Annotated in this window: 16 protein-coding genes; 3 read left to right on the top strand and 13 right to left on the bottom strand. The window is 35.1% G+C overall.

Annotated features, from left to right (window positions below; genetic code table 11):
• Positions 1-127: 127 nt before the first annotated feature.
• Positions 128-9,418, top strand: a complete 9,291-nt coding sequence (locus ACFE0M_RS16835; protein ID WP_434546957.1) for a T9SS type A sorting domain-containing protein — start codon at positions 128-130, stop codon at positions 9,416-9,418.
• Positions 9,419-9,473: 55 nt separating this feature from the next.
• Here the strand turns inward: ACFE0M_RS16835 and ACFE0M_RS16830 are convergent, their stop codons facing one another.
• Together ACFE0M_RS16830 and ACFE0M_RS16825 are read right to left on the bottom strand one after the other, a co-directional pair.
• Entirely contained in the window at positions 9,474-9,776 is a 303-nt protein-coding gene (locus ACFE0M_RS16830) for a hypothetical protein (protein ID WP_434546956.1), read from the bottom strand.
• On the bottom strand, positions 9,773-9,970 hold the full coding sequence (locus ACFE0M_RS16825; RefSeq protein ID WP_434546955.1) for a hypothetical protein: 198 nt from the start codon (positions 9,968-9,970) through the stop codon (positions 9,773-9,775). Before ACFE0M_RS16825 ends, ACFE0M_RS16830 begins: the two co-directional genes overlap by 4 nt.
• A gap of 159 nt (positions 9,971-10,129) precedes the next feature.
• Here ACFE0M_RS16825 and abc-f point away from each other — a divergent pair, with 159 nt between their 5' ends.
• Complete coding sequence (gene abc-f, locus ACFE0M_RS16820; RefSeq protein ID WP_434546954.1) at positions 10,130-12,034, top strand: ribosomal protection-like ABC-F family protein; 1,905 nt, start codon at positions 10,130-10,132, stop codon at positions 12,032-12,034.
• A 62-nt stretch (positions 12,035-12,096) separates the two neighbouring features.
• Here abc-f and ACFE0M_RS16815 read toward each other — a convergent pair whose 3' ends face one another.
• The 11 genes from ACFE0M_RS16815 to ACFE0M_RS16765 form a co-directional block, all read right to left on the bottom strand.
• Positions 12,097-14,052, bottom strand: a complete 1,956-nt coding sequence (locus tag ACFE0M_RS16815; RefSeq protein WP_434546953.1) for a tetratricopeptide repeat-containing sensor histidine kinase — start codon at positions 14,050-14,052, stop codon at positions 12,097-12,099.
• On the bottom strand, positions 14,042-14,404 hold the full coding sequence (locus ACFE0M_RS16810; RefSeq protein ID WP_434546952.1) for a hypothetical protein: 363 nt from the start codon (positions 14,402-14,404) through the stop codon (positions 14,042-14,044). Before ACFE0M_RS16810 ends, ACFE0M_RS16815 begins: the two co-directional genes overlap by 11 nt.
• A 299-nt stretch (positions 14,405-14,703) precedes the next feature.
• Positions 14,704-16,023: an outer membrane beta-barrel protein gene (locus tag ACFE0M_RS16805; RefSeq protein WP_434546951.1), complete on the bottom strand. Its 1,320-nt coding sequence runs from the start codon at positions 16,021-16,023 to the stop codon at positions 14,704-14,706.
• A gap of 20 nt (positions 16,024-16,043) precedes the next feature.
• The gene (locus tag ACFE0M_RS16800; RefSeq protein ID WP_434546950.1) at positions 16,044-16,703 is read right to left on the bottom strand and encodes a hypothetical protein; all 660 of its coding nucleotides are present in this window, start codon (positions 16,701-16,703) and stop codon (positions 16,044-16,046) included.
• Positions 16,690-17,268 carry an RNA polymerase sigma factor gene (locus tag ACFE0M_RS16795; protein ID WP_434546949.1) on the bottom strand — a complete coding sequence of 193 codons (579 nt, stop codon included), beginning with the start codon at positions 17,266-17,268 and terminating at the stop codon, positions 16,690-16,692. Before ACFE0M_RS16795 ends, ACFE0M_RS16800 begins: the two co-directional genes overlap by 14 nt.
• A gap of 203 nt (positions 17,269-17,471) precedes the next feature.
• Positions 17,472-17,777, bottom strand: a complete 306-nt coding sequence (locus ACFE0M_RS16790; RefSeq protein WP_434546948.1) for a hypothetical protein — start codon at positions 17,775-17,777, stop codon at positions 17,472-17,474.
• A gap of 62 nt (positions 17,778-17,839) precedes the next feature.
• Positions 17,840-18,559, bottom strand: coding sequence for an NAD(P)-dependent oxidoreductase (locus tag ACFE0M_RS16785; RefSeq protein WP_434546947.1), 720 nt, complete (start codon positions 18,557-18,559; stop codon positions 17,840-17,842).
• Positions 18,560-18,647: 88 nt separating this feature from the next.
• Positions 18,648-18,989 (bottom strand): DUF5615 family PIN-like protein, encoded by a 342-nt coding sequence (locus ACFE0M_RS16780; RefSeq protein WP_434546946.1) that lies wholly within the window; start codon positions 18,987-18,989, stop codon positions 18,648-18,650.
• Positions 18,986-19,210, bottom strand: coding sequence for a DUF433 domain-containing protein (locus ACFE0M_RS16775; protein ID WP_434546945.1), 225 nt, complete (start codon positions 19,208-19,210; stop codon positions 18,986-18,988). Before ACFE0M_RS16775 ends, ACFE0M_RS16780 begins: the two co-directional genes overlap by 4 nt.
• Positions 19,211-19,745: 535 nt before the next feature.
• Positions 19,746-20,618, bottom strand: coding sequence for a PorP/SprF family type IX secretion system membrane protein (locus ACFE0M_RS16770; protein WP_434546944.1), 873 nt, complete (start codon positions 20,616-20,618; stop codon positions 19,746-19,748).
• On the bottom strand, positions 20,602-21,177 hold the full coding sequence (locus ACFE0M_RS16765; RefSeq protein ID WP_434546943.1) for a porin family protein: 576 nt from the start codon (positions 21,175-21,177) through the stop codon (positions 20,602-20,604). The genes ACFE0M_RS16770 and ACFE0M_RS16765 overlap by 17 nt, the downstream gene beginning before the upstream one ends.
• 514 nt (positions 21,178-21,691) lie before the next feature.
• Between ACFE0M_RS16765 and ACFE0M_RS16760 the strand changes: the two genes are divergently transcribed.
• A complete protein-coding gene (locus ACFE0M_RS16760) occupies positions 21,692-24,937 on the top strand; it encodes a S41 family peptidase (RefSeq protein ID WP_434546942.1) in 3,246 nt (1,081 codons plus the stop codon).
• Positions 24,938-25,257: the final 320 nt, after the last annotated feature.

The raw sequence follows: 25,257 nt of genomic DNA, 5'->3' as shown, positions 1-25,257 counted from the left end.
AAAAATCTAGTTTGGTCGTTTTTTTCGTGAATCTTGACGATTAAGGCTAACTTAAGTCCATAATATTACATTATTTTGATATTTGGATAGTATATTTGCAGTTAGCTTACATGAAAAAAGAACCATTATGAAGAGATTCTACTTTCTACTTACAATTATTTCAATCAGTTTATTTCCTTTTATTGGTTTAGGTCAGACAGGACCAGCTGGGGTGGGTACTGGTGATGGCTCATCCGGGCCTCAAAATGTTCTGTGGCTTAGGTCAGATATTGGAATTTCAGAATCAGGAGGAAAAGTTTCTGCTTGGGCAGACCAATCAGGAAATAATCTCGATGCCAGTCAATCAACTCCGGGACTACAAGCTGACTATACTGCATCAAATGCAAGCTTAAATGGTTTTCCATCCATTAATTTCGGTTCTTCAGAGGGATATTTGACCATAGGAGATAATGACTTATTAGACGATACAGATGGTATTACAGCTATTTTTGTTCTAAGGACTCCTTCTTCAATTGGTACAGAAGGCATTTTAAGCAAAAGAATTTCCAATGGAAATGAACAATCCTATGTGTTCTTCACAAATAGTGGAGGATTTGAAGCAAGATTTGATGGTGATAATGGTGTTGACAGTGAAAACTCGACTATATCAACTGATGCTAACTTAGTGTTAAGCTCTGTATTTAATGGATCTGTTCAGTCCATCAGCAATTTTGTGAATACTGATAATGGCGGAGTTCAAACTGGTGCTTCTAATGTTTTGCAAAACGCAGCTTCTGATTTATTCTTAGGAAATTTTAACACGGGAGATAGTAGAAACTTTCAAGGCGATATTGCAGAAGTCATTTTATATCGCGATGCCTTAAATGGTGCCGAGAGATTAATTGTAGAAAATTATTTAGCCGAAAAATATGATTTAACTATTACAAACGATATTTTCGGTGAATATGTAGATTTTGATTCAAATTATTTTAATGATTTCAAAGCGATCGGAACTTCAAACGGAACTGATAAAAAGTCTCAGTCCGGATTCTCTGATGCCTTTCAGATTAGAGAGGTAAGCGAGGGATTGGATACCAATCTAGAATTTTTTGCGATAGGCCATAATGATGCTATGGCTCATTCGGAGGGTGTCACAACCGATTTAGGAGCTAATATCACTTCTCGATGGGGAAAGGATTTTTATTTGGAAAATAGCCAGAATAATGTGATTGATAATGGAGAGTCTGATATGGACTTGATTTTTGATTTTGGGGATGCGGGTTTTTCTTTAGGTAGCCCTTCAAATTATGTTTTATTGTTCAGATCTGCCAATTCAGGAAATTATGAAAGAGTTTTTGCTAATAGTTATTCAGTTGAAAACGGAGATCAGTTAGTGATTTCTGTTCCTGGAAATAGAATTAAATCTGGATATTATACCGTAGGAGAGGGTGATCAATTAATTAGTAGAACTTGGTACGTATTAAAAAATGGAGATTGGTCTGATCCCAACACCTGGACATTAGATGCGGGTATTGCTCCCGCCCCTAACAATCCGGGAGGTGATATCCCTGCTGATGAGGATAATGTGGTGATTAGAAACGGTAGAACCGTAGATATTCAAAACGGAACTAACGATATAGAAATTGCTAGCCTAAGGGTAGATGGTAAAATTAATCTTAATAATACTACAGGACATAATTTTAAGGTGATTAATGGAAAAGGTACAATTGATATCAAAGGGAATGGAGGTATTTCTAATTTTCCACTAGGTACAACAACTGGTTCAAATGGTTTTGCTAATGAATTAAATGGAGGTCTTTTAGTGGTGAGTGGTGCAGGACTTGAATTTGATCAGGATTTAACATTAAAAGATTTAAGAATTGATTTAACTAATCCTACTGATGAAGCAATTTTAGGAGCTGATATAACTTTGAATGGTGACTTTACCATTAGAAAAGGGACCTGGCAATTTGGTGATAATACTGCAACTTCGAGAGCATTTACTGTTTTTGGAGATGTCTTAGTTCAAGATAATGGTAGTACTCAAGAAGGTTTAATTACTACTTCTACTCAAAACGTAAGACATTCTTTCAATTTATATGGTGATTTCACAAACGAAGGAGATGCAAGATTCTCTCAAAGAACAACTCAATCTGTTGGAAGTGATCCTTCGGATGGTATCACAGATGTTTATTTATTATCTACTGACAGAAATCAAAGAATTAGAGCTAATGGCCCGACCTATTTCTTAAGAGTAATCATTGATAAGGGTGATCCTGCCTACTCTGCTACTTTCACTGCAAGCCAACCTACAAATTTTGTTTTGACAGGAAGAGCCAATCAAAATATTGGAGGTGATGTTAATGTTCCAAATGATAACCAGAATGCATTTGGTTTAATAACGGGTACAGCTGTTTTAGGTACAAACATTAATGTAGATCCATTAAATAATACAGGAAACTACTCCATTGGAACGAATGCTAAACTTTTATTGGATGGAGGATTTGCAAGAAAAACCGGTGGTAATGCAATTACCCCTTATGGTGAAATTGAGGTGAATGCAGGTACGCTTCAGGTTGAAAGCTCTAGCGGTATTACATCAAGAGATGCGGGATCTTTAAAAGTCAACGGAGGAATTGTTAACATTCCACAATTTAGGACATCAGTAAATGGCTCTGATAATGTAGGGGGCTTGGAAATTAACGGAGGAACAGTAAATATTGGGACTACTAATGGAGTTGACCCATCTGGTAATTATTACACTTTATCTCTAACCTACTCAGACAATGCTTTTGTTATGACAGGTGGAGAGTTAAATGTAAGCGATGCAACAAATCGAGGATTGGTTTTTATTAATAGTGATCCTGGAAATATTAATGTGAGTGGGGGTAGGGTTAATTTAAATAGAACAAATAATAACTTGGCTAAAATCACCTCTAAGGCACCTTTTTACAATTTAAATTTGGATAATGATAATAACAGTACTAATGGAAACGCAAAATTTGCAGTGGTTACAGGTAACTCAGCAAATGGAACAGAAGAAAGAACAATTACCGATCCTAATTTAAGGGTATTAAATAATTTGATTCTTGAAACAGGTACAACTCGAAATTCAGGTGGAAATATATATGGTACTTATCTCGATTTTTGTAATGGAGGTAGCTGCAATGACCTGTTTGTGGGAGGAGATTTGAGGATAGAAGATAGTGCCGTTTTGGATATTTGGAGTGGCAATGCGGATAATGTAGGGAGTTCTACGGTTACTTTTAACTCTAATAATGATGCTATTCTATACATCGGGGACATTACTACTTACGATGAAGCTTTTGTTGGTTATACAGATCCTGAATCCGTTGTGGCTTATGGTGTTTGGGAACATCCTTTCTATAATATGATTATCGATAAGCCTAATTCAATTCTGTCACTTCAGGCAAAAGATCCTGGAGTTACGGGAAGCACAGGTGATATTAAGACAGGTACTGGCGGTAAAAATGTAACAAGTTGGAGAACTAATATATTCAAAGTTGTCAATGAATTTTCTTTAGAGAATGGTACTCTTGACCAAATGGATAATAGAAATATTTCATATACCGATTCTTTTGGCACATTCAATATAGGGTACAGTATTAGACTTTATGTAAATGATGTATCTATTAATGGCACTCTTTTTACTTATCAAGACGGTGTTTCACCAAAAAATGCGAACGTAAGATTTAGAATTAATGCAGGTACAATAAACTTAAATAGCACACAAGGTAGTGAAATTGGGAATGTTAGAATAAATTTAGCAGGTACATCTGGTGGGGATACATTGAAATTAAACTCTGATTTATACATAAAAAGAATAGATTATCGACATGGTAAGGTTAATTTACAGAACAATAATCTTAAAATTGATATCCTTGATATTAATCTAGCAAACAATGGAGAGGTGAACAATGCCTCAGCTTCTAGACCTGTTTTTGACAATAATAATATATTCCTCACTGCAGGAAATGAATCTGATGGGGGCTTAAGTTTAAAATGGCCTAGAAATGTTAATACTAATTATCCTGAGTACTGGACAAATAATAATGGGTACAATCAAGAGCAACTACTTTGGTTTCCTTTAGGGCCAGATTACCCAGATGGATCTGAAAACTCAAAAATGAATTTTGGTATAACCTATTTTCATGATGATGCTTCTACTTTTACTGATGAGGGATATGTTACTGTTAAAATGGTAAATAGATCATCTCAATTAGTAAACCTTGATGAGACTTCTGGTGATTTATTAAATATCTATTGGGAAGTGGAATATGAAGGGTTTGAAAATACACTTCCTACCGTATCACATTTATTTCAATATCAAGATTCCCAAGTTGGAGGTGATGAATCTAATTATTTGCCTGGATCTGTTTTAAGTAGTAATCCTTACACCAGATCTAATCAAGATGTTTCCAATATGAAAACAGGAGGCTCTGGCGTAAACGATGGTCAATTGTTGGGGAATGACCCAAGAAATGTAATGGTATTTACAGATGATATTAATGGTATTGGAGCTGGGAGGTTTATTGAAAATGATGGTTCTTTAAACTGGGCAGGATTTCCTGGAAGCGGATTTACTCTAAAAGGTGCTTACTACACTGCTGGAACTCAGAATTATTTTATTGGAGCACCAACCGTTTATTACAGCAGAAGAAACAGTGGCTGGGGTGGATTTGATTGGGATCTTAACACCTCTTGGTATGATGCTCCAACTGGAACGAACAATCCGCCTGATTTTCCAGGAGCGGGTGATATTGCAGTCATTAGAGGAAATAATGGGCAAGATGGAATTAACGTAAGTGGTACGCAAGAAGCGGCCGAAGTTATTTTCCAAAGAGAAGGTACTTATAATGATATTGAAGATTTACCTAGGTTAAGGTTTGAACCAAATGATGAATTGACAGTAGGGAAGGTTTCTGGTGTTGGAGATTTGTATTTACGTCAAGATATCGGTAACGGGCCAACTTTAAATGCAGATATTGGAGAATTTGCTGCTAATGACACAAGTCTTGTGGAGTTTTATTTGTTAAGTGATAATGGTACTTATAATGTAGAGCTAAATGATTTCTTTAATGTATTACCAACTTTACGGATTTATGGGAATAATGCTAATGATAACCGCATAGTTAGTTTTAACTATGATATGAATCTCAAAAATTTAATAGTGGACGGTGAAGCAAGGATGAAAATAGCTGGTAATTATACTGTCCAGAATAGAACCAGACTAGGATATACTGGTGGGGGAAGAATTGAATTTCCAAATGGAACAGAATCTTTCAAACTCAAAACCGGTGAGTTTGTGACAGGTAGAGGAAAAAACCAATGGGATAATAATATGAGAATAACCGTTGATGGTGGAGGAGGAAATGGAATAGAGCATGTCTTTGAAGTTGAAAGAGATTTAGACTTAGATTTTCCAGGTAGGGTTGGGACTGAAGGTACTACGACATTTGATTTATTCTCAAATTTTAATGACAATAACGTAACACTTAAGTTGTCTGGAGATGGTAATTATTCATTTATAGATGGGCATAGTCCTGGAAATGCTACTATAGAGCTATATAAAATTGAAATGAATAAGGAAGCACTTTCTGATTCTTTCACTTTCCCTGATGGATTTGATATTCCTAATGCTACTGCATCATTCCAACCGATTGAAATCGTAAACGGTACTTTAATCATGAATACTCCAGACATCAATGGAGGAGCTGGAGTTACTTTAGCCAATGAAACTAATTTCTTATTGCCTAATACCAATAATCCTGATGCCTCATCTGGTTCAGGGGCTCTTGAATTAAGAGATGGTACTTTCCTAATTGAGGGTGATGATACGGGCTTGTTATTAGATGGTTTATTGACTATAAGCGGTGGAACCTTAGATATGGCTTCAGGTGCCGGTAACGGTAATAACTTCATAGAATATTCAGTTTCTGGTAATGCCGAAATTGACATCACTGATGGAGTTTTGGATGTTGGCTCTCAAGTAAGACGAGGATTGCTCTCCACTTCTGGTGTTTTAAAATATAACCAAAGTGGCGGAACGGCTAGGTTTGGAGTTAATACTTCCCCTGAGCAAAACAGAGGTGTATTTGAAGTGTTGAATTCTGGTAGTGAATTCAACCATTCTGCCGGTGATTTTATAATTGTAAGACAAAATGGATCTGCTACTACTGCTTCATTAAGGCTTGAGCCAGATAATTCTGATTTTACAGGATCAACCATTACTATTGGTGATGGCTCAACTCCTATGGGGCAAAACCAAATTGGAATCAATGCTACAGTTCCAATTAACAATTTGTTGATTACAGGTAATAATAGTCTTAATGCAAGGACATTTATTAACCCATTGACAGTAAATAGTCTTGAAGTTGAAAATAATGGAACTTACTCAGCCAATGGTTTGGATTTAACGATTATAAATGATTTGGAAGTTAATGGTACTTTCAATAATCAAGGAAATGGTATCAATCAACAAACTACTTTCTTTAATACTTCCGGTTCTCAAAATATTTTAGGAACTGGAACTATAGAGTTTTGGAATGCTGATAAAACAGCTTCAGGAGTGTTAAATGTAAATTGTGATTTTACTGTAGAGAATAATTTGAATATCTTGAGTGGTGTTCTCAATACAAACGCTAGTGCTGTAAATTTAGAAGGTGATTTAGTGCATGATGGAGAACATCAGTCAGCGGTTGCTGGACCAGGAATTGTCTTTAATGGCACTGCAACTCAGAACATAGCACGATCAACGAACGGTCAGAGTACGTTTGGAACCATTACAATTGATAACAGCAATGGGGTAGAAGTAACTGCTGGGCAAAATGATTTTGAAATCAATCATAAGGTAATATTGGCTTCTGGGGTTTTTGATATTGGTTCAAACCTACTGATAATGGATGAGGATGCTATTTTCGAAAATGGCTCAGGAGGTGCAACAGTTTCTGATTTCAATGTGAATAATATGATTACTGTCAACACCAGTTTGATTGATAAAGGGGTGAGGAAAATCTATCCGGAGAACTTCAATGGAGATTTTGTTTACCCAGTAGGTCTTTTAAATTATACCCCTGCAATAGTTTCTGCCACTGATGTTGATGGAAATGGCTTTATCACGATCAAGCCAATCGATAATTTCTCAGATGGTATTACGGATGATGATGATGAATTGTGTGCTGGAGCAGTTGATTATGATGATACAGAAAATGTATTGCAATATTATTGGTTAGTGAAGTCAGAGAATATCACTAATTTTGATGGTTCCTTTACAATGTATCATAATGATGTCTTGGAATCTGTAAATAATGGAGCAGGACTTGATTTGACTAATTATGCACCTGCAAGGTTATTGAATGCAGATGATACTTGGGATAAAATTTATTCAGAACAACTATTTGATGAAGTAGCTAACACCATTACCTTCCAATCTGATGTATCTAATGAATATAGTGGGTTAACGAGTGAGACTTTAGAGGGTAGATATACCGCAGGTATTACACGTGATAATAGCGATGCATTATTATGTGGTGGTGCAATTCCTAATTTAGTTCCTTTGTTTGAAACCTTAACAGGGATAGCTGATGGAAATGTTGATGTTGGGGGTTCATATGATGGAGGAGTTGCGCCTTCTGTAGGTCAATCCCCGGATTTAGTGGTGAGAGGCAATTATACTTTGGTTCTAAATGATAACTTTAGAAGATTTAGAAAGGTAACGATAGAAGAAAATGCCACTTTGGAAGTCAATGGTACTTTTGGGCATAATTTAGGAACCATTGAAGGAAACGGTACCTTAAAATTAGTAGATGATGGTGCTTTTCCTGCAGGTGATTACGAGGCCTTCTTCCCTGATGCTAGCTGCTCAGATGGAGGTGGTTTAGAATATGAAAATAACTATCTGGGGACTGATGTTACAATTCTTGCAGAAGGATTTAATAATTTGAGAAGGTTAGTTTTAAGTGGTAACGGAAAGAAAATTATGTCCAATGGAGTTAGTGTTAATATCTGTGAAAACTTAGAACTTGCTGGAGGTGACTTTGAAATGGCCAACAACTCTGAATTGAGAGTTAAAGGTAATATCATCAAAAATGGCGGTAGCAACTTTAATGCTGAATTTAACAATGCGACAATAGTAATGGATGGTACCACTAACCAGACTATTTCTGGTCAATTTACGGGATTGGAGGCCTTCAATATTTTAGAAGTGAATAAATCTAATGGAAGATTATCGATTATTGATGGTGGCAATAATGATGTGGAGGTAAGTGGAGAACTTAAATTTACCAACGGACTTATTAATACAAATACGGATAATTCTTTAGTTATTCAAAATTCAGCAACACTATCTGGCTTTAAGACTTCAAGTCATGTTAACGGTCCCTTAATTAGAAATCTCAATGCTTCCACAGCATCTGAATTTGATCCTTTTCCGGTAGGACAGAGTGGTCGATATGGATTGATTGAAGTGAGTTATATTCAAAATACTGATGATTGGACAGCTACTTTCTTTAGCGAAAGTCCTGAGGAGAATCCAGCAATTGGAACGCTTGCCAATGACTTAGGAGGTTCTAATCCTGTAGTGAGTGCTAATCAATATTGGGAATTAACCAGTGCTGGTTCTAATATGGCTAATGTTAAAATTTATTGGGACCCAAGCAGTAATATAGCAGACGGTTCAGCAAGTGTAGGACAATCCTTAAGTGAATTGAGAGTGGTTCGATTCAAAGATGGAGTTTCTACACAATGGGAAGATCAAGGGCAATCTAATGTATCTGGAAATGCTAGTAATGGTCAATTAACTTCAAATACTAGATTTGATTTCTCTACAAACTTTGTGACCTTCGGAGCTGGCGATGCCAATAATAACTCCTTACCGGTTGAATTGACGTTCTTCACAGCCGATAATAATGGAAGCAGAGTTGATTTAAAATGGCAAACAGCTTCTGAAAAGAACAATGATTTCTTCGAGGTGCAAAGATCATTTGACGGTAAGGATTTCCAAGTGATAGGCATAGTAGAAGGAGCTGGAGATTCGAAAGAAACAATTGATTATACTTTCAAGGATTATTCACCTTTAAATGGTGATTCATACTACCGTTTAAGACAAGTGGATTATGACGGTGCTTTTGAATATTCTGAAGTCGTGAAGATAAATAGAGAGCTAGATTCTGATTTAGTGGCAGTGCCAAATCCTACCCAGTCCCAGAATATTAAATTAAGATTGTCTGGTTTCCATGCTGACCAAAAAGTTCAAGTAGCAATATTTGATATGCAGGGAAGGAGACATTATCAGGCGGTACATGATCCATCTGATTTTAATCAACCATTGCCAATCAATAAGGAATTAAATTCTGGAATTTACATAATAGATGTAAAGCAAGGTAATATTAGGAAAAAAGTAAGATTGATGGTGAGATAAATTAATTTAGAAGACTTATTGAAACTGCATTTACTTTTGGTAGGTGCAGTTTTTTTTATATCCCTTTTTTAATGATAGAATTCAATATGAATTTGAATAACCACCATTTTTTTAAATAGCTTATTTGCCCATTATTTATAGCTATTACATTTTTGTTTGATATCATCACCATAATTTTTTGATTTAAATATTTACTTAAGTGGAGGTATCTACGAAGCCCAAGATAAACCCTCAAAGGATAAATAACAGCCGATGAAGAAGAGATATCTACCAAAAGATGTTTTCCATCATCCTTAAGTTTGATAGTCCCCAAATCATTTTTAAATTCTACATCGGCTGTTATATTAATTTTTTTCATTTCTTGGTATCAGTGGTTATACTCAATTTTCCATTGATGGTCCATTCTGTCTTTTCTTCCGAACCTGCTTGCTTTGGAACCCCAATTTTGAAATCACTGAAATCATAATTGATCTGTGCATTTCTGCCAGTTAATTTATCGTATAATCCGATTGCTAAATCTGGCCAGCTTTGTGTTTCTTCTGTTTTACTCATAGTTTTTAAATTTTATTTACTTAAGCAACAATGTACTTTATATTTTGTTTAATTAATACTTATTAAATGTTAAACAATATTTATATTGAAATGGAAATATATTTTCAACTATTCGCTCAAAGCGTTTTATCCTGAGAAAATCCCACTTAATTTTGCATCATGCTTTCTATTAATAATTTAGATTACTACATAGGCGATAGGCCTTTATTTGATAATGCCTCTCTTCATATCAAACCCAAAGATAAAATCGGTTTGATCGGACTGAACGGACAAGGAAAATCCACTTTACTCAAAATCATCAATGGTGATATCACCCCTGATAAGGGAGAAGTGCAAATGAGTAAAGATTGCACCATTGGATTCTTAAATCAGGATTTACTTTCTTTCCAATCAGATGATAGTATTTTGCATGTTGCCATGCAGGCATTTAAAGAAGCTTTAAAGTTGCAAGAGAAAATCGAATCCATTTTAAAAAAAATGGAGGAGGATTATTCCGATGATTTGGTAGATAAATTAACCAAAGCCCAAGAGCAATACGAAATGATGGAAGGCTACAGTCTTCAAGCTAAAGCAGAAGAGATTTTGGAAGGAATTGGATTCAGAACCGAGGATTTAAGCAGGCCACTTAGGACTTTCTCTGGTGGTTGGAGAATGCGGGTGATGTTGGCCAAGCTATTATTGGAAAAGCCTTCCCTTTTGATGCTGGATGAGCCCACCAACCACTTGGATTTACCTTCTATCCAATGGATTGAAAATTACTTAAAATCCTATGAAGGCGCTTATATCATTGTTTCTCACGATAGAGAATTTTTAGACAGAACCATTGATATGACGGTGGAAGTGGACCAGCAACAATTAAATGTTTATGCAGGGAATTGGAGTTTCTACAATGAGGAAAAAGCGTTAAGGGCTGAGTTGCAACAAAATGCTTATGAAAATCAGCAACAAAAAATTAAGCAGACAGAACAATTCATTAATCGTTTCCGATCAAAAGCTACTAAAGCCAAACAAGTGCAATCCAGAGTAAAGGCTTTGGATAGAATGGATAAAGTAGATGCTGTTGTAGATAACAATGCCACTATAAATTTCAGCTTTAAAATCAACAATAAATCGGGCAGACATATTGTTCGATTGAACGAGGTTTCCAAGTCTTATGGCGATATTAAAATTTTAGAAAATGCAGACGCCCATATTGAAAGAGGAGATAAGATTGCCTTGATTGGGGCAAATGGAAAAGGTAAATCTACTTTGCTTAGAATTATAGCAGGTGAGGAAAAAATTGAAGGTAAAAGAGAGGAAGGTTATAATGTTGAATTCGGTTTTTTCGCACAACACCAACTAGAATCCCTAAATGTTCAGAATGAAATATTAGATGAGCTTAAGCAGGCTGGAAGTGACCGAACCGAAATGGAGCTCCGTAACCTATTGGGTTGTTTTCTTTTCAGGGATGAGGAGGTTTTTAAGAAGATAAAAGTACTTTCTGGAGGTGAAAAGTCTCGCGTGGCTTTATCCAAAACTATGATTTCCAATGCTAATTTCTTATTGCTGGATGAGCCGACCAACCACTTAGATATGCAATCCGAAAACATCCTTATTCAAGCTTTACAGCAATATGAGGGCTCTTTTATTACGGTTTCTCACAATAGGTATTTCGTGTCAAATGTTGCTAATAAAATCTGGTGGATAGAAGATTACCAAATAAAAGAATATCCTGGTACTTATGATGAATTCCAAGATTGGTTTGCCAAAAGAGAAGCGTCAAAAGCAGAAGATAAAGCTTTTGAAGAGGAGTTAAAAAAAGAACAGAAAAAGGAAAAACAAGCCAAGCCTAGACATCAACCGGAAGATGCTGAGCTAAAAGCCAAGAAAAAAGAACTATCTAAGCTTGAAGCAACTATCGAAAAGTTGGAAGCTGACAAAAAAGCATTGGAAGAAGAATTGGCTAAACCATCAGTTTACGGCAATCCTGATCAGCTATTTGAGGTAAATCAGGAATTTGAGAAAGTTAATAAGAAGTTAGAAGAATTAACGGAAGAGTGGGAGAGTTTGGCTATGGAGATGTAGTCCATAATTGTGCGAGCTACGCTTGAATCAGGAAGATTTTACTACATTAATATCTTTTTGGTTCAAGCGTCAGCTTGGACCTTTTTAGGTGCTGTACTCGGGAGATAAACACTAAAAGTAGTGCCTTTATCAATTTTACTTTCAATTTCCATTTTTCCTTTATTCATGGCCACAAATTCTTTCACCAATTGAAGACCTAATCCAACTCCTTTTTCTCCTTTGGTTCCTTGACTGATTTCAAAGTTATTTTCAGCCAACAACATATCGATTTTAGATTGTGGCATTCCAATACCATTATCCTTTACTTTTATGACTGTAAATGAATTGTTTTTTGTAGCTGAAATAAGGATTTCTCCACCTTCATCCGTGAATTTCAGTGCATTACTGACTAAATTTCTTAAAATGGTTTTGACACTATTGGCATCAGCCCATAAGTGCAGATTATTCGAAATTTCAGTTCTTAAACTGATCTTTTTGGCTTCAGCCATATTGAAAAATAAATCTATCAATTCCTTGATGAGCTTATTGAAATCTAATTTTTCAGGATTATAGGGAATGTCTCCCTGTTGAGTTACCGACCAATCCAATAAATTGGTTAAAAGGCTTGATAGATTATTGACAGATTTATCAAAGACGCTATGAATATCGTTTAAATCTTTAATGTTTTGACTCTCAAGACTCATTTTCATGATAGTAGATAAGCCTTTAAAAGAATTAACAGGCCCCATTAAATCATGAGCTATTATAGATAGAAACTTCTCTCTTGTCTCGTTGATAGCTTCTAGTTGGTCTCTTTGTGCTTCTGCTTCTTCTTTTCTTTCTTTTAATATTAGATTTAGCGTTTGCTTTCTCCTACTGTTGCGGTAATACAGAAAACTTGCAATGGCCAATAGCAAGATGATAACTGCCATGGAGGTAAAAATAATATATTGATTCTTTTGCTCAGTTCTTAATAATTCTATTTCTGCTTCACGTTTACTTACTTCATATTCGGTTCGTAAATCAGCAATTTCTCTGATGTTTTCTTCATTGTTAATGCTATCTCTATATACTAAATACTGGCTCTGGTGATGATATGCTTTTTGATAGTCCTTTTGAGCACTATATAATTCGGATAATTTCAGATTGGCATCCCGAATTTGTTCTTTTAATGAATGTTCTTTAGCTATTTTTAGACTATGGTTTGCATATTCAATTGCACGTTCTAAATCATTGTTTTCTTTGTAGATATCAGCTAGGTAGGTATCGTAAACTGCAATAGGATAGAAATCCCCCAATTTCTCCAAGATTGCTGAAGCTGAGTCCATTTTTATTTTCGCAATTTGATGTTCACCTTTTTGGGCATGTACCAAGCCCATATTTCCGATAGTGTAAGCAGTACCCATCAAATAATCAATTTGTTGAAAAATTATGGCAGATTCTTCAAAATATAAATTGGCAGAATCATATTTTCCAAGGATTCGATAAAACTCTCCTGTATTCATCAGGCTTTTAGCCAAATTGGTTGAGTCACTTTTTGTTTTACCTTTCCTTAAATAGTTTATTCCTAATTTATAATTCTTAATTGCCTTGTCATAGTCTTCCCCAACTCGGTACAAAGTGCCTAGAGAACTATATATTAATGCAATTCTTTTATTGTCTTTTTGTTTTTCAGCTTCTCGTAATCCCTGCATATAATGTGAAAAGGATTGCTCCAAATCACCTATTTTCTTATATATATGACCCAACTGAAGATTGGTTTTAAATAGCCATCTGCTATTTTCTAAACTATTGGCTTTGTCATATGCTACTTTTGCGTACTTGAGTCTTACTTCTGGTGAAAGTGTTGCGTTTTTAAATAATTCCTCAAAAATCTCTAATTGGATGGAATCATTTTCAAACTCACCGTTTTGCAATAGTTGCTGTAAGCTATCTACACTTTGGTATTGAAATCCAAGAAATTGGTAAGAAAAAAAAAGAAAGCTTAATAGAAAATAAGCTTTCTTGTTGACAATAGTAAAGGGGAAATTAGCCATCATCTTCCACTTCTAATTCAGGATCGTCCACAAATGACTCATTCCCAATTTTGTAAGCAATAGAATAAGATTCATTCCCTTTTGCATTTTCGCTTACAGTACCTTTCCAATCTGATGCTGGGTCATCTGGATTAACAGGTGCAGGATTTGTTGAAAAAATATCTTGGCTGTCCGGTTTTGCTGTAATTCCCGTAATTTGGTCTATTCCTCCATTGGGAACAAGTTTCCATGTAACGGTATCTCCAGGATGAACCTTGGTGGTAATGTTGTCTTTTCCGGAATGCCCTTCATTATCGGTTAAATAAAGACGATTATTTCCTTCCTGTTTACTGATGTTGATGATTTCTGTTGACATATATTTTAATAAAGGTTTAATGGATGAAATTTAATATACAATCATTATCATAAAGTTATAAAATTATTCGATAGATAGTATTAAAATTTGGATGTAGAAACATTTAAAATGGATTCATGCTAGATAAGAAAAGTCGGACATGAGCATTGATTTTATTTCGGAATCATGCATTAGCATCTGACTGATATGGCAAGTGAATAGCATAATCTAAATAGCAAAAATAAAGCGCAAACCTAAGTCTGCGCTTTATTAAATCATAAATTCTATAGTCTATTATCACTTAATCTATCATCTTAAATCTAGAATATCACTCCAAAAGAGATAGCTCTCAATGGATATTGAGCTTCTGGCCCTCTGTCTTCAATGAAAATTGGACTCAAATCATAAGTAGCAAACAAATCTACCCCTTTCCATCCTACTTGTGCTTTAATTCCATATTTCCAGTTATTGATATGGAAGTTATTTTTTACCACATCTTTTCCATTGTCATTGTATTTGAACTTTGATTTGCTGGCTATTCTGTAGCTTCCATAAGGCCCAGCCCCAATTCTGAAGGCATTACTACTTTTTCCAAAGTGGAACATTGGCACCAAATTGAAATTTAAGTAGGTGATATTTAATTTACTTCTAGTTGGGCTAATATCCGGTCTAGACACCTCAGTGTCATTGAGTAATAGTTGTTCAGCCCCTTTCGTGAATTGGTATCTATTGTCTGCCAAGGCAAAGTTATTCCACAATAATCCGAATTGAAAATTAAATTTCACATAATGTCCTGCTGAAACGATATGGTTTGAATGTATCCCATACGTCCAGGAAGTTAAGGGGTCTAAACTGAAATCCTTATTATCGCTATCAGGGAATTGATTATTGTCGTTAAGATAATTATTTAAACCCATGGAGAAATCAATTTCATGATCATAATTAATAAAGGATGATTTTTTCTTTCTTACAATTTTTTCTTCATTGAAAGCTGTATCAAATCCCTCTTTCATTTCCTTTTTCCAATCTCCATCAACGTTTTCATTATTTCCATTTCCAAATATTTTTCCCATTTGAAAATGTGCATCTGCATTAGCTGAATAATCTCGGATAAATCCTATACCTGATTCTGGCATATTGGTAGTGGAAGCAGTCCCTGAATAACCATCATTGCAATCTACTTTTAATGTTATGGCATCTATTTTTCCATTGATGATCTCTAAATTCTCGTATTTGATATCAATTCCTCTTTTGGCAGCTATTTCTTTTATTTCCTCTAATTCTGCTCTGGAAGTAGTTTCAAATATCTGTACAACATAGCGGTCATTACTCTTTTTGCTCAGTTCGCTTAGGTAGTAATAATCACCAGATTGTTTTATCATATAAGTCGTATTTTTACCTGTCACTAACACCTCTTCATCATTAGAGCCTTGCGAGTTTTCAGAGATACTTTCTACAATTTTCTTTAAATTAAAAGCTTTCACTTCTTCTTTATCCTGAATATTATTCAAGATGATTTTCACCATTTCACCATTTGCTTGAATTACCTTTAATGTGTCGGTATTCCAACCGCTTGCACTGGCCATTTGACTGAAAAGGCCGAAACAAACTATCATCGATATTTTAATTATATTTTTCATATCTGTGTCTTTTTCTTTTTTTAATTGTTTTCTTTTTTATTGAACTGTAATGCAGAGGCGAATAACTCATTTTTCGCACTTCTCAGTTCGGCTAAACTGAATTCACTGGCCAGTGATTTAAGTTTGTTATTACTTTTTACTAATAAATTCTCCTCTTTTTTAGTATCAGCATAAGCGTAATGTATTTCCACTATTACTTTATTTTCGTCTATTTGTGGCGCCAATCGTAATTCAGGAACCATGTCAATCTTAATATCGGCTTTGAAACCATTTACTTTGTCCAGTGCAGCCATTCTGCTTACTTTTTCCGATTCAACTTTAATTGGCACTTGTTTTTGCATTGGCTGGGAATTCTCTTCCTTTTGCACTTTAATTTGGTTTTGAGTTTCTTGCTTTGGCTCAGGAAACTCTACTTCTTTTGTATCATTTAAACTTAAGCTTGATTGGCTTAAATCTAATTGAGCCAAATTAGGAGCCTGATCTTGATTGTAATTATATACCAAACCGAATGACAGTACCAAAAGGATACTTACACTAGCGGCTATCATCCAAGGGAATCCCTTCTTTTGCTTTTTCCCTTTCATTTGGGCTTGCACTTTTGCAAAAGCATCAGCAGATACCGGTTCGCTGTGGCGCTCCAGTTTTTGCTTGAATAATTGGTCTATTTTATGAGTTTCCATGACTTACTGATATTTCTTGTTCCAATTCGGCTAAACGTTTTTGCAAGTAAACCCTTGCTCTGCTCAACTGCGATTTGGAAGTGTTTTCATTAATACTTAATTGTTCAGCTATCTCCTTATGAGAGTAACCTTCTATGGCATAGAGGTTAAAAACCGTTCTATAACCTACAGGCAATTCGCCTATCATTTGCATCAGATCTTCCGTTTGCAAGTGATCTTCCATGGCATCATAATTCGGTAAATGATGTGCTTCTTCTATATCCATGTTCAGCTGCATGTTCTTATGCTTCCGAAGATATTGTAAAGACTCATTTACCATGATGCGTTTCATCCAGCCTTCAAAATTTCCTTCTCCGGTATATTGATTGATACGTTCGAATATTTTGGTGAAAGCAGTGATCATTACACCTTCAGCTTCCAACACATCTTTCACGTATCTTCTGCAAAGGCCTAGCATCCTTCCGGAGTATTTGTCAAACAAGGCTCGTTGAGCACTTGCTTTCTGCTTAATGCATCCTGCTATTAAGTCTTCTTCCGTTTTAGATTTGTTGATAAACACTTTCATTATTGCTGGTTACATCTTCAAGATGCAGTTGAGTTCGCATCGGTTGCGTGGGTTGATAAAGTTTTTTGAAATTTAGTGAAATTATTATTGAAATGTGTCTTAAGAGACATTAATAAGCATTTTTTAAGAGAAATTTTATTGCAATTGAGCAGTGGGTATGAGGTCGGTCTGACCTTCGGTACTGACCTAATGGAGTGCTTAGGTCAGACGATAGTCAGACCGGATATACATCTTAAATACAAGAGAGAAAAAGAAAACTGAGGAGAATCAAAGGTTATTTTTTTTTTCTGAGCTAATTCTGTCTCTTTTCGCATTCTGAGTAATTCTTCTTGAGCTTTTTCTGAAATTTCCTTTGCAGTTTGTTGTTCTAATTCAATTTGTCTAATGGCTACAGATAATTCTATAGCAAGAGCCTCTTGCTCATCAGCTTTTTGTTTTTGTATATATCCAAATATTAATGAAGCAATTGAAATAAGGGCGAGGATAGTTATGATTAGGTTCTTTTTCATAATTTAGGCTTGGAGATTAACTTCTTCTAAATTAGTTAAAAATCATATTGAATACAATGATTTTATTTATTGTAGATCACTGGCATCTGTCCTTTCCATTTTCCCCATAAATCATCATCCATAATTAATTGAGCCATAAAATGAGCTACATTTATTCGGCTAGTTTCACCCGGATTGAAAATGGCACTGCTGATGGGAGATGGATGTAGGCGGTAGTCAGTGACAGAGTATTCATTTATCAGTGAATCAGGACGAATGACTACCCATTCTATTTTAGGATGATTTTGACCAACCATAAGCCTTAGAAAATCAGCTGCTTTTTCATTATCAGCTTGAGGAGGAATGAAAAAGCGAACCATAGCAATTACAATTTTATGTGCAATTGAAACCTGTTCCTTTATATCTCTATTTTGATTCCCAACTGTATTCATCAAAACAAATTTTACTGCTTTTTCAGGATTTTTTCTTGAAATGGCTTCACATATAAGTTGAACCGCATCGGTCACTAATTTCTGTGGTTTTCCAAAGACTCCTTTAAGCGTCAAATTATGTCCTAAACATGAAGCAAATGCATTACAATCAGAAATAATTTCAGTCATTTCATCCACTTTCATTTCTGAGATATTTCCACGGATTATATGAAGTTGCTCATTATATAGCCAGGTATCAGGGATGTTTGCTGTAGGTCGAACAATTATCTTAATTTCTTTATTTGCAGATAATAATTCATCCACTAAAAATTTTCCTGTAGCTCCACTTGCGCCAACAATTAGGATTTTCATCTATTCTTTAGTTTTCAATCAAATATAAACTAAAGCAACTTATTGATAAAGCCGAAATAGATTAATTAAAATCGTGAAATTCTCGTTTTTATTCAATTTCAAGGCAAGATACATTTCTGTAATCATCATTGATTAAAAATTTTTCAATGATAGTTTTATGGTGATTTAATAAACTGACAATTTCTTTTGTGGTTAAATTTCCGCTTCTAATCCATATAATTTTTGGAGGGTGTCCATTAATAACGCTTATATCATAAAAATCAGCATCAAACGTAACTATGGAGAAATCATTTTTTCTTGCATATTCCCAAATTTCGGTATCATCACAATCTATTAATCCGCAATCAGAAATGTGCTTACATTTTGGAAACAGACTCTCTAACTTTTTAGTGACACGGTAAGAAATGTTCTGATCAAATAATAAATTCATGAAGCATGTTGCAATTTATGTTCTCTATCTGCTGCATAAGCTAAACATGCTTTAATATCTTCTAATGTTAGTTCAGGAAAGTCAAAAATTATTTCATCATAAGTCATTCCGGAAGCTAACCAGCCTAATACATCAAATACAGTTATTCGAGTGTTTCTGACACAAGGTTTCCCAAATCTTTTATTTGAATCTCTTTTTATTAATTTTTTGTAATCTGACATTTTTCTTCTTTTATATCAAATTTAGTCATTTTTTGTTTTTTCTCCTATCCATTCCATCGATCTTAGGTAGTTCAATAATAATGAGGTCAAACTATAGGCAGAACGGCCTGTGCTACAGCAGAAAGTCTGTTTATTTGATAATGCTGATTCATTGTTGTTTTTTGATGACGGTCGGTCTGATCTGCGGTACTGGCCTAAGGAAGTGCTTTTGAATACCGTAGCATTAGACAAGCCAATAGTCAGGCATGACTTGCACTGATTAGGTCAGACGACAGTCAGACCGGAGAAATTCTTTAACTTTTTTATTAGTAGCTAGACTTATCTTTTTCCAGCGTTCGTTCAACTTCTTCGTGCGTCTTTTCAAGCTGTTTCCTAGCCATCTTTTTAGAGTCCTCGTTTATAAGGAGGGTTATTAAAGAAATAGGGATTATAGGAGTGTAAAAGTATTTAGCATTTCATTACCTTAAGTATTCATTAGCACTTTTATAATACCATATTCAGTCCTAAGCTTTAATTACAAAAACCTTTTTTTCTATTAAGGATTGATAGAGATACCGAATTCAATATTTTTGACTGCACTATTATAGTCCGTTGAATAAAATATACAACTGAACTGAATTTTCTCCTGCCAATCAAATCCCGTTCGTAAATTGTAACTTCTATACTCGCCTGAAAATCTAGCCCCTCCACCTATTAAAATAAAATTCATCAATTTAAATGTCGGATTTATATCGAAATATAATCTTTCATAATTTGTATCAAGAAAAGCGGAGGGAATGAAATAAAAATTCCCATCACCAAATAGATATTGTGCATAGGCAGTTAAATGGCCGGTAGTATTTTTGCTTGGCCGATCTAAATAACTTGGATATATTTCTGATTCTAGAATGTTTCGAAACGAGACTCCCCCCTGAAAATTTTCTGACTTATAGGCCACACCTAAACCAATATCAAAAGTAGAAGCTGGATATGAGTCATTAATTGCAATATCCATGTCTCCTTGAAAATCAAATGTATCATCAAAAGTTTGTGAAATATAGTTTAAGTTTGATCCAAAACTTAATGTGTTTTTTTCATCTATATCAATTTGATAGTTATATAAAACTGAAGCGTTAACATTAGATAATAAACCAAAATTATAATTTTCAAATATTAGACCTACACCACTAGATGGTTTAATAATTTTACTTTCCCAAGATAGAAGCACATTTGAGGGATTCATAAATGTACTTGCAAAATTGATGTCAAATTTCTGCGATTCATGAAATCCTGCCGCTGCTGGATTAACTATTTTCCAATTGTTAAAATATAGCCTAGAATTAACATGATCCTGTGCAAAAAGACAGTTATGAATGAATAAAAAGGTAATAACTGCTAAACTTCCTCTTAATTTATTTAAAAATGACATAAGCAAATGAGAATTGAATTACTCTATTAAAAAATTTCTCTCCGTTAACTCCAGTAGTCCTCGAATAATTTGAAAATCCATGATTGTATCTTAATTCAAGAGAACCGTATTTTGATATTTCATAACCTAGTCCCAAGGCAAGAGCAAAATCAAAATTTTCTAATTGAGCAGTAATATTTTCTTTTTGATTGCTTTCTTTATAGTTGGCAGTAAAAACAGTCCCAAACTGAATCCCAGTATTTAAAAAGAATGAAGAATTATTTTGATATTTTAACAAAATTGGGGCGTTTATATACCAAAATGAGAAGCTTATCTCTCTATTATCGGATGATTTAGCTCCTTGATTAGATACTGATAATTCCGGATTAATACTAAATTTTTCTGATAAGGGTAATACACTAAAAATCCCGATATGCCCTCCTAATTTAGGAGATACATTTTCAGCATCGCCTGCAATTGTTGAAAAATTAGCTCCCGCTCTTATACCCAATGGTGCCTCTTGGGCAGAAATTGTATAAGATACGAAAATCAAAAAAATACAAAGTAAGAATTTACTCATATTAAATTAAAAGGTTTTGACTTCAAATAATTTTTCTAACTAAATAAAAAGATCTGGAAATGATAAGTTAATTTTAGATTTAGGTTGAACTATTGATATATAGATCAAAAATACTTGTGGGGTACTATAATTCCAAATAATTATCTGATTTTATCGGGCCTGTAATTTTGCAGTAATTTTTAAAATTAAGTTGATGAAAGATTACCAGCCCTCACTTTTAGATTTAATCATTTTTTGCAATCTTTTATAGAATTACTAAAAATATGCGATACATTTTTCTTCTTACCACACTATTTTTCATGAACAGTGATAATTGAAGCATTCTCGTTACAAACTAGGACGAACATAGGCGTCTTTATTCTACCCATTTAATACCTCATTAACATATTATAACATCATAACATCAACATTTTTACACCTCAAAACCTAATTACTTATTTCACTCATATAATTATTCTACCATCTTTCAATCAAATTTAGTAGCTTACTCATCAAACCGTAAAAATCAGTTCTTATGAAAAAAATATATTTATTCTTATTGATGGCATTTGTTTCAGCCGAAACAATTGCCCAAGGTACCATGCTTTTACGACAGCCAACTTTATCAGCTGAGCATGTAGTATTTGTTTATGCCAATGACCTATGGAAAACACCACTTTCTGGTGGGGATGCCATTCGGTTGACTACTGGGGAGGGCTATGAATCTGCTCCTCATTTTTCTGATGATGGTAAATGGATAGCTTTTACTGCTCAGTATGATGGAAATATTGATGTTTACACTATTCCCGTTGAAGGAGGTACACCTAAAAGGTTAACCTATCATCCGGGCGGTGATTTTGTGCAAGGCTGGACTCCGGATGGAGATATTTTATTTAGAACGGGACGAAAAGCGCATCCTACTAAAACCTCTCAACTATATACTGTTTCTCCTAAAGGCAGTTTTCCGCAGCCTTTAGTTGATATAAGGGCTTCTTATGGAGAAGTTTCGTCCGATGGAAAGCATTTAGCCTATACACCTATTACTTCTTGGGATCCGGAATGGAGAAATTACCGTGGCGGACAAGCAATGCCTATCTGGATTTTAAACTTAGATAATCAAGAATTGACCAGAACTCCTCAGATCGATAAGGAAAGACATCTTGATCCGGTTTGGATTGGGCAAAAAGTTTATTATTTATCGGAAAGAGATTATGTGAGCAATATTTGGAGTTATGATTTGGTTTCCGAGGAAGAAGAGCAAATTACCTTTCATAAAAAATTTGATGTAAAAAGCTTAGATGCTTTTGGTGATCAAATTGTGTATGATCAGGGAGGATATCTCCATTTATTAAATGCAAATGATAAGACTTCAAGTCAATTGGAAATCAATGTAAAGGGCGATTTGAATTTTAGTAGAGAAAGATGGGAAGATGTTAAAGCTGGTAATGTTGACAATCCTAATCTTTCTCCCAATGGGAAAAGAGCCATTTTTGAGCACAGAGGCGATATTTTCACTTTTCCTAAAGAGGATGGAAGCTGGAGAAATATCACCCAAAGTAGTGGTGTGGCGGACAGATTTCCGATATGGTCTCCTAAAGGAGATAAAATAGCTTGGTTTTCAGATGCAAGCGGTGAATATCAGTTGGTAGTAGCTAATCAGTTCGGTGAAAACCAAAAATCTTATGCCTTGGAAAATCCTACTTTCTATTTTAAACCAGACTGGTCTCCTGACGGTAAATTCATAAGCTATACGGATACTGATTACAATTTATGGTATATCAATTTGGAAAATGGTCAAGTCAAAAAAGTTGATACTGATGGCTATGCACATCCAAACAGAACGATGAATCCAAACTGGTCACCGGATAGCCGATATATAGCTTATGAAAAGCAGCAGAATAGCCATTTCAAGGCAATCTTTATTTATGATACGCAATCTGGACAAACACATCAAGTTTCCGATCCTTTGGCTGATGCCACTTCTCCTCAGTGGGATCAATCAGGTGAATATTTGTATTTCTTGGCAAGTACGGATTATGGTTTGAACACGGGTTGGTTGGATATGAGTTCTTATGATCCATCAGTCAACAGAAGTTTATATGCTGTAGTATTGAGCGCTGACGGAAAGGCTCCAAATTTGCCCAAAAGTGATGAAGAGGAAGCGAAAAAGGAAGAAGAAGACGGTAAAGATAAAAAGGATAAAAAAGATGAAAAGAAAGAAGATACGACTGTAAAAATTGACTTTAATAATATCCAAGATCGATTGGTTTCCTTGAAATTGCCAGCTCGTAATTACCAATTCATCAGAAGTGGACGAGAGCATACTATTTTCATTGCAGAGTCAATTCCGAATCAAGAAGGATTGAAAGTGCACACTTATGATGTGAAGAAAGAGAAGGTAGAGGATTTTGAAGAAGGCGTGAGTCAAATGGTGCTTTCTAAAAATGGAAATCATACGCTTTTCCAAAAAGCAGGGAGTTGGACTATTACCGATACAAAAGGTAAACCTAAGCCAGAAGATAAAATATCCGTTTCGGCTCAAATGAAAGTGAATCCAAAGGCAGAATACGCACAGATTTTCAAAGAAGGATGGCGTTTTATGCGAGATTTCTTATATGTAGATAATGTGCACGGTTCACCTTGGGATAAAGTTTACAGCTGGTATCAGCCATGGGTGAAACATGTACACCACAGAACTGATTTGAATTATTTAGTAGATATATTAAGTGGTGAAGTAGCCATTGGTCATTCTTATGTTTCAGGTGGGGATATGCCGGATGTGGACAGAGTTCCTGTTGGATTATTAGGAGCTGATTTTGAAATCGAAAAAGGTTATTATAAAATCAGCAAGATTTATGATGGCGAACAATGGAATCCGGATATTGAAGCGCCATTGGGTCTAACTGGGCAGAAAGTGAAAGAAGGGGATTATATTTTAGAAGTAAATGGAAGAACCATCACTGCCAATGATAATATCTATGAACATTTTGCCCAAACTGCAGGAAGGACTGTTTCCGTTATGGTAAATAGCACAGCCTCAAAATCAGGAGCCGAAAGAATATACGTAAAACCAGTTAGCAATGAATATCGCCTTAGATATATTGACTGGGTGGAAGGCAATAGAAGAAAAGTGGATGAAATGTCAGAAGGTAAACTGGCTTATGTTTACATCCCTAATACCAGTGGCCCGGGTTTTACGAGTTTTAACCGCTACTATTTTTCACAGCAGGATAAAAAAGGAGTGGTTTTGGATGAACGTAATAATGGTGGCGGTTCAGCAGCTGATTATATGATTGATATTTTGACCCGTGAGCCTATCGGTTATTTCAATAGCAAAGCAGGTGATAATCGGCCGTGGACATCCCCTATAGCAGGGCTTTGGGGGCCAAAAGTGATGATTATCAATGAAAGAGCAGGTTCTGGTGGTGATTTATTGCCCTATATGTTTAAGAAAAAGGATATTGGCCCGTTGGTAGGAACTAGAACCTGGGGAGGATTAGTGGGTACATGGGATACGCCTAGATTTATTGATGGTGGAAGAATGGTTGCTCCAAGAGGAGGTTTTTACGATACCGATGGAGAATGGGCAGTAGAAGGTGAAGGCATAGCGCCAGATGTTGAGGTTATTGATGATCCCAAAATGGCCTTGCAAGGCAGAGATGCCCAATTGGAAAAAGCAGTGGAAGAAGCCTTGAAATTATTGGAAACTGAAGAGTTTGAAATGCAGCCTGAACCAGAAGCACCGGTAAGATGGAAAAGACCTGAAGGCTATGATAATTAATAATTAGTAATTTAAGAATTACGAATTCATGTCAGATATTATCTTTTTAAGTAAAGGTGTTTTTAATATTACCAATGTCTGACATGTTTGCTATAATTAAAGTTAGCTTATCATCCATGTCGGACATTTTTCTACTTCATGAAATAGGGAAGTTTGAAAAATGTCAGATATTTTAGACTGCGTAATGTCAGACATTCAATACCGTCCTAAATAAAGAGAGGGGTTTAAGTTTTATCCCAAAATATTAATTTTGGGTTGACACAAAAACCAAAAAACCCCTCATGAGCAATATTACACTTTTTGCACAGATAATTAAAAAA

Origin of the sequence: Marivirga sp., from assembly GCF_051117495.1 — a bacterium.
Classification (GTDB): Bacteria; Bacteroidota; Bacteroidia; order Cytophagales; family Cyclobacteriaceae; genus Marivirga.
This window is presented reverse-complemented; position numbering and strand designations above follow the sequence as displayed.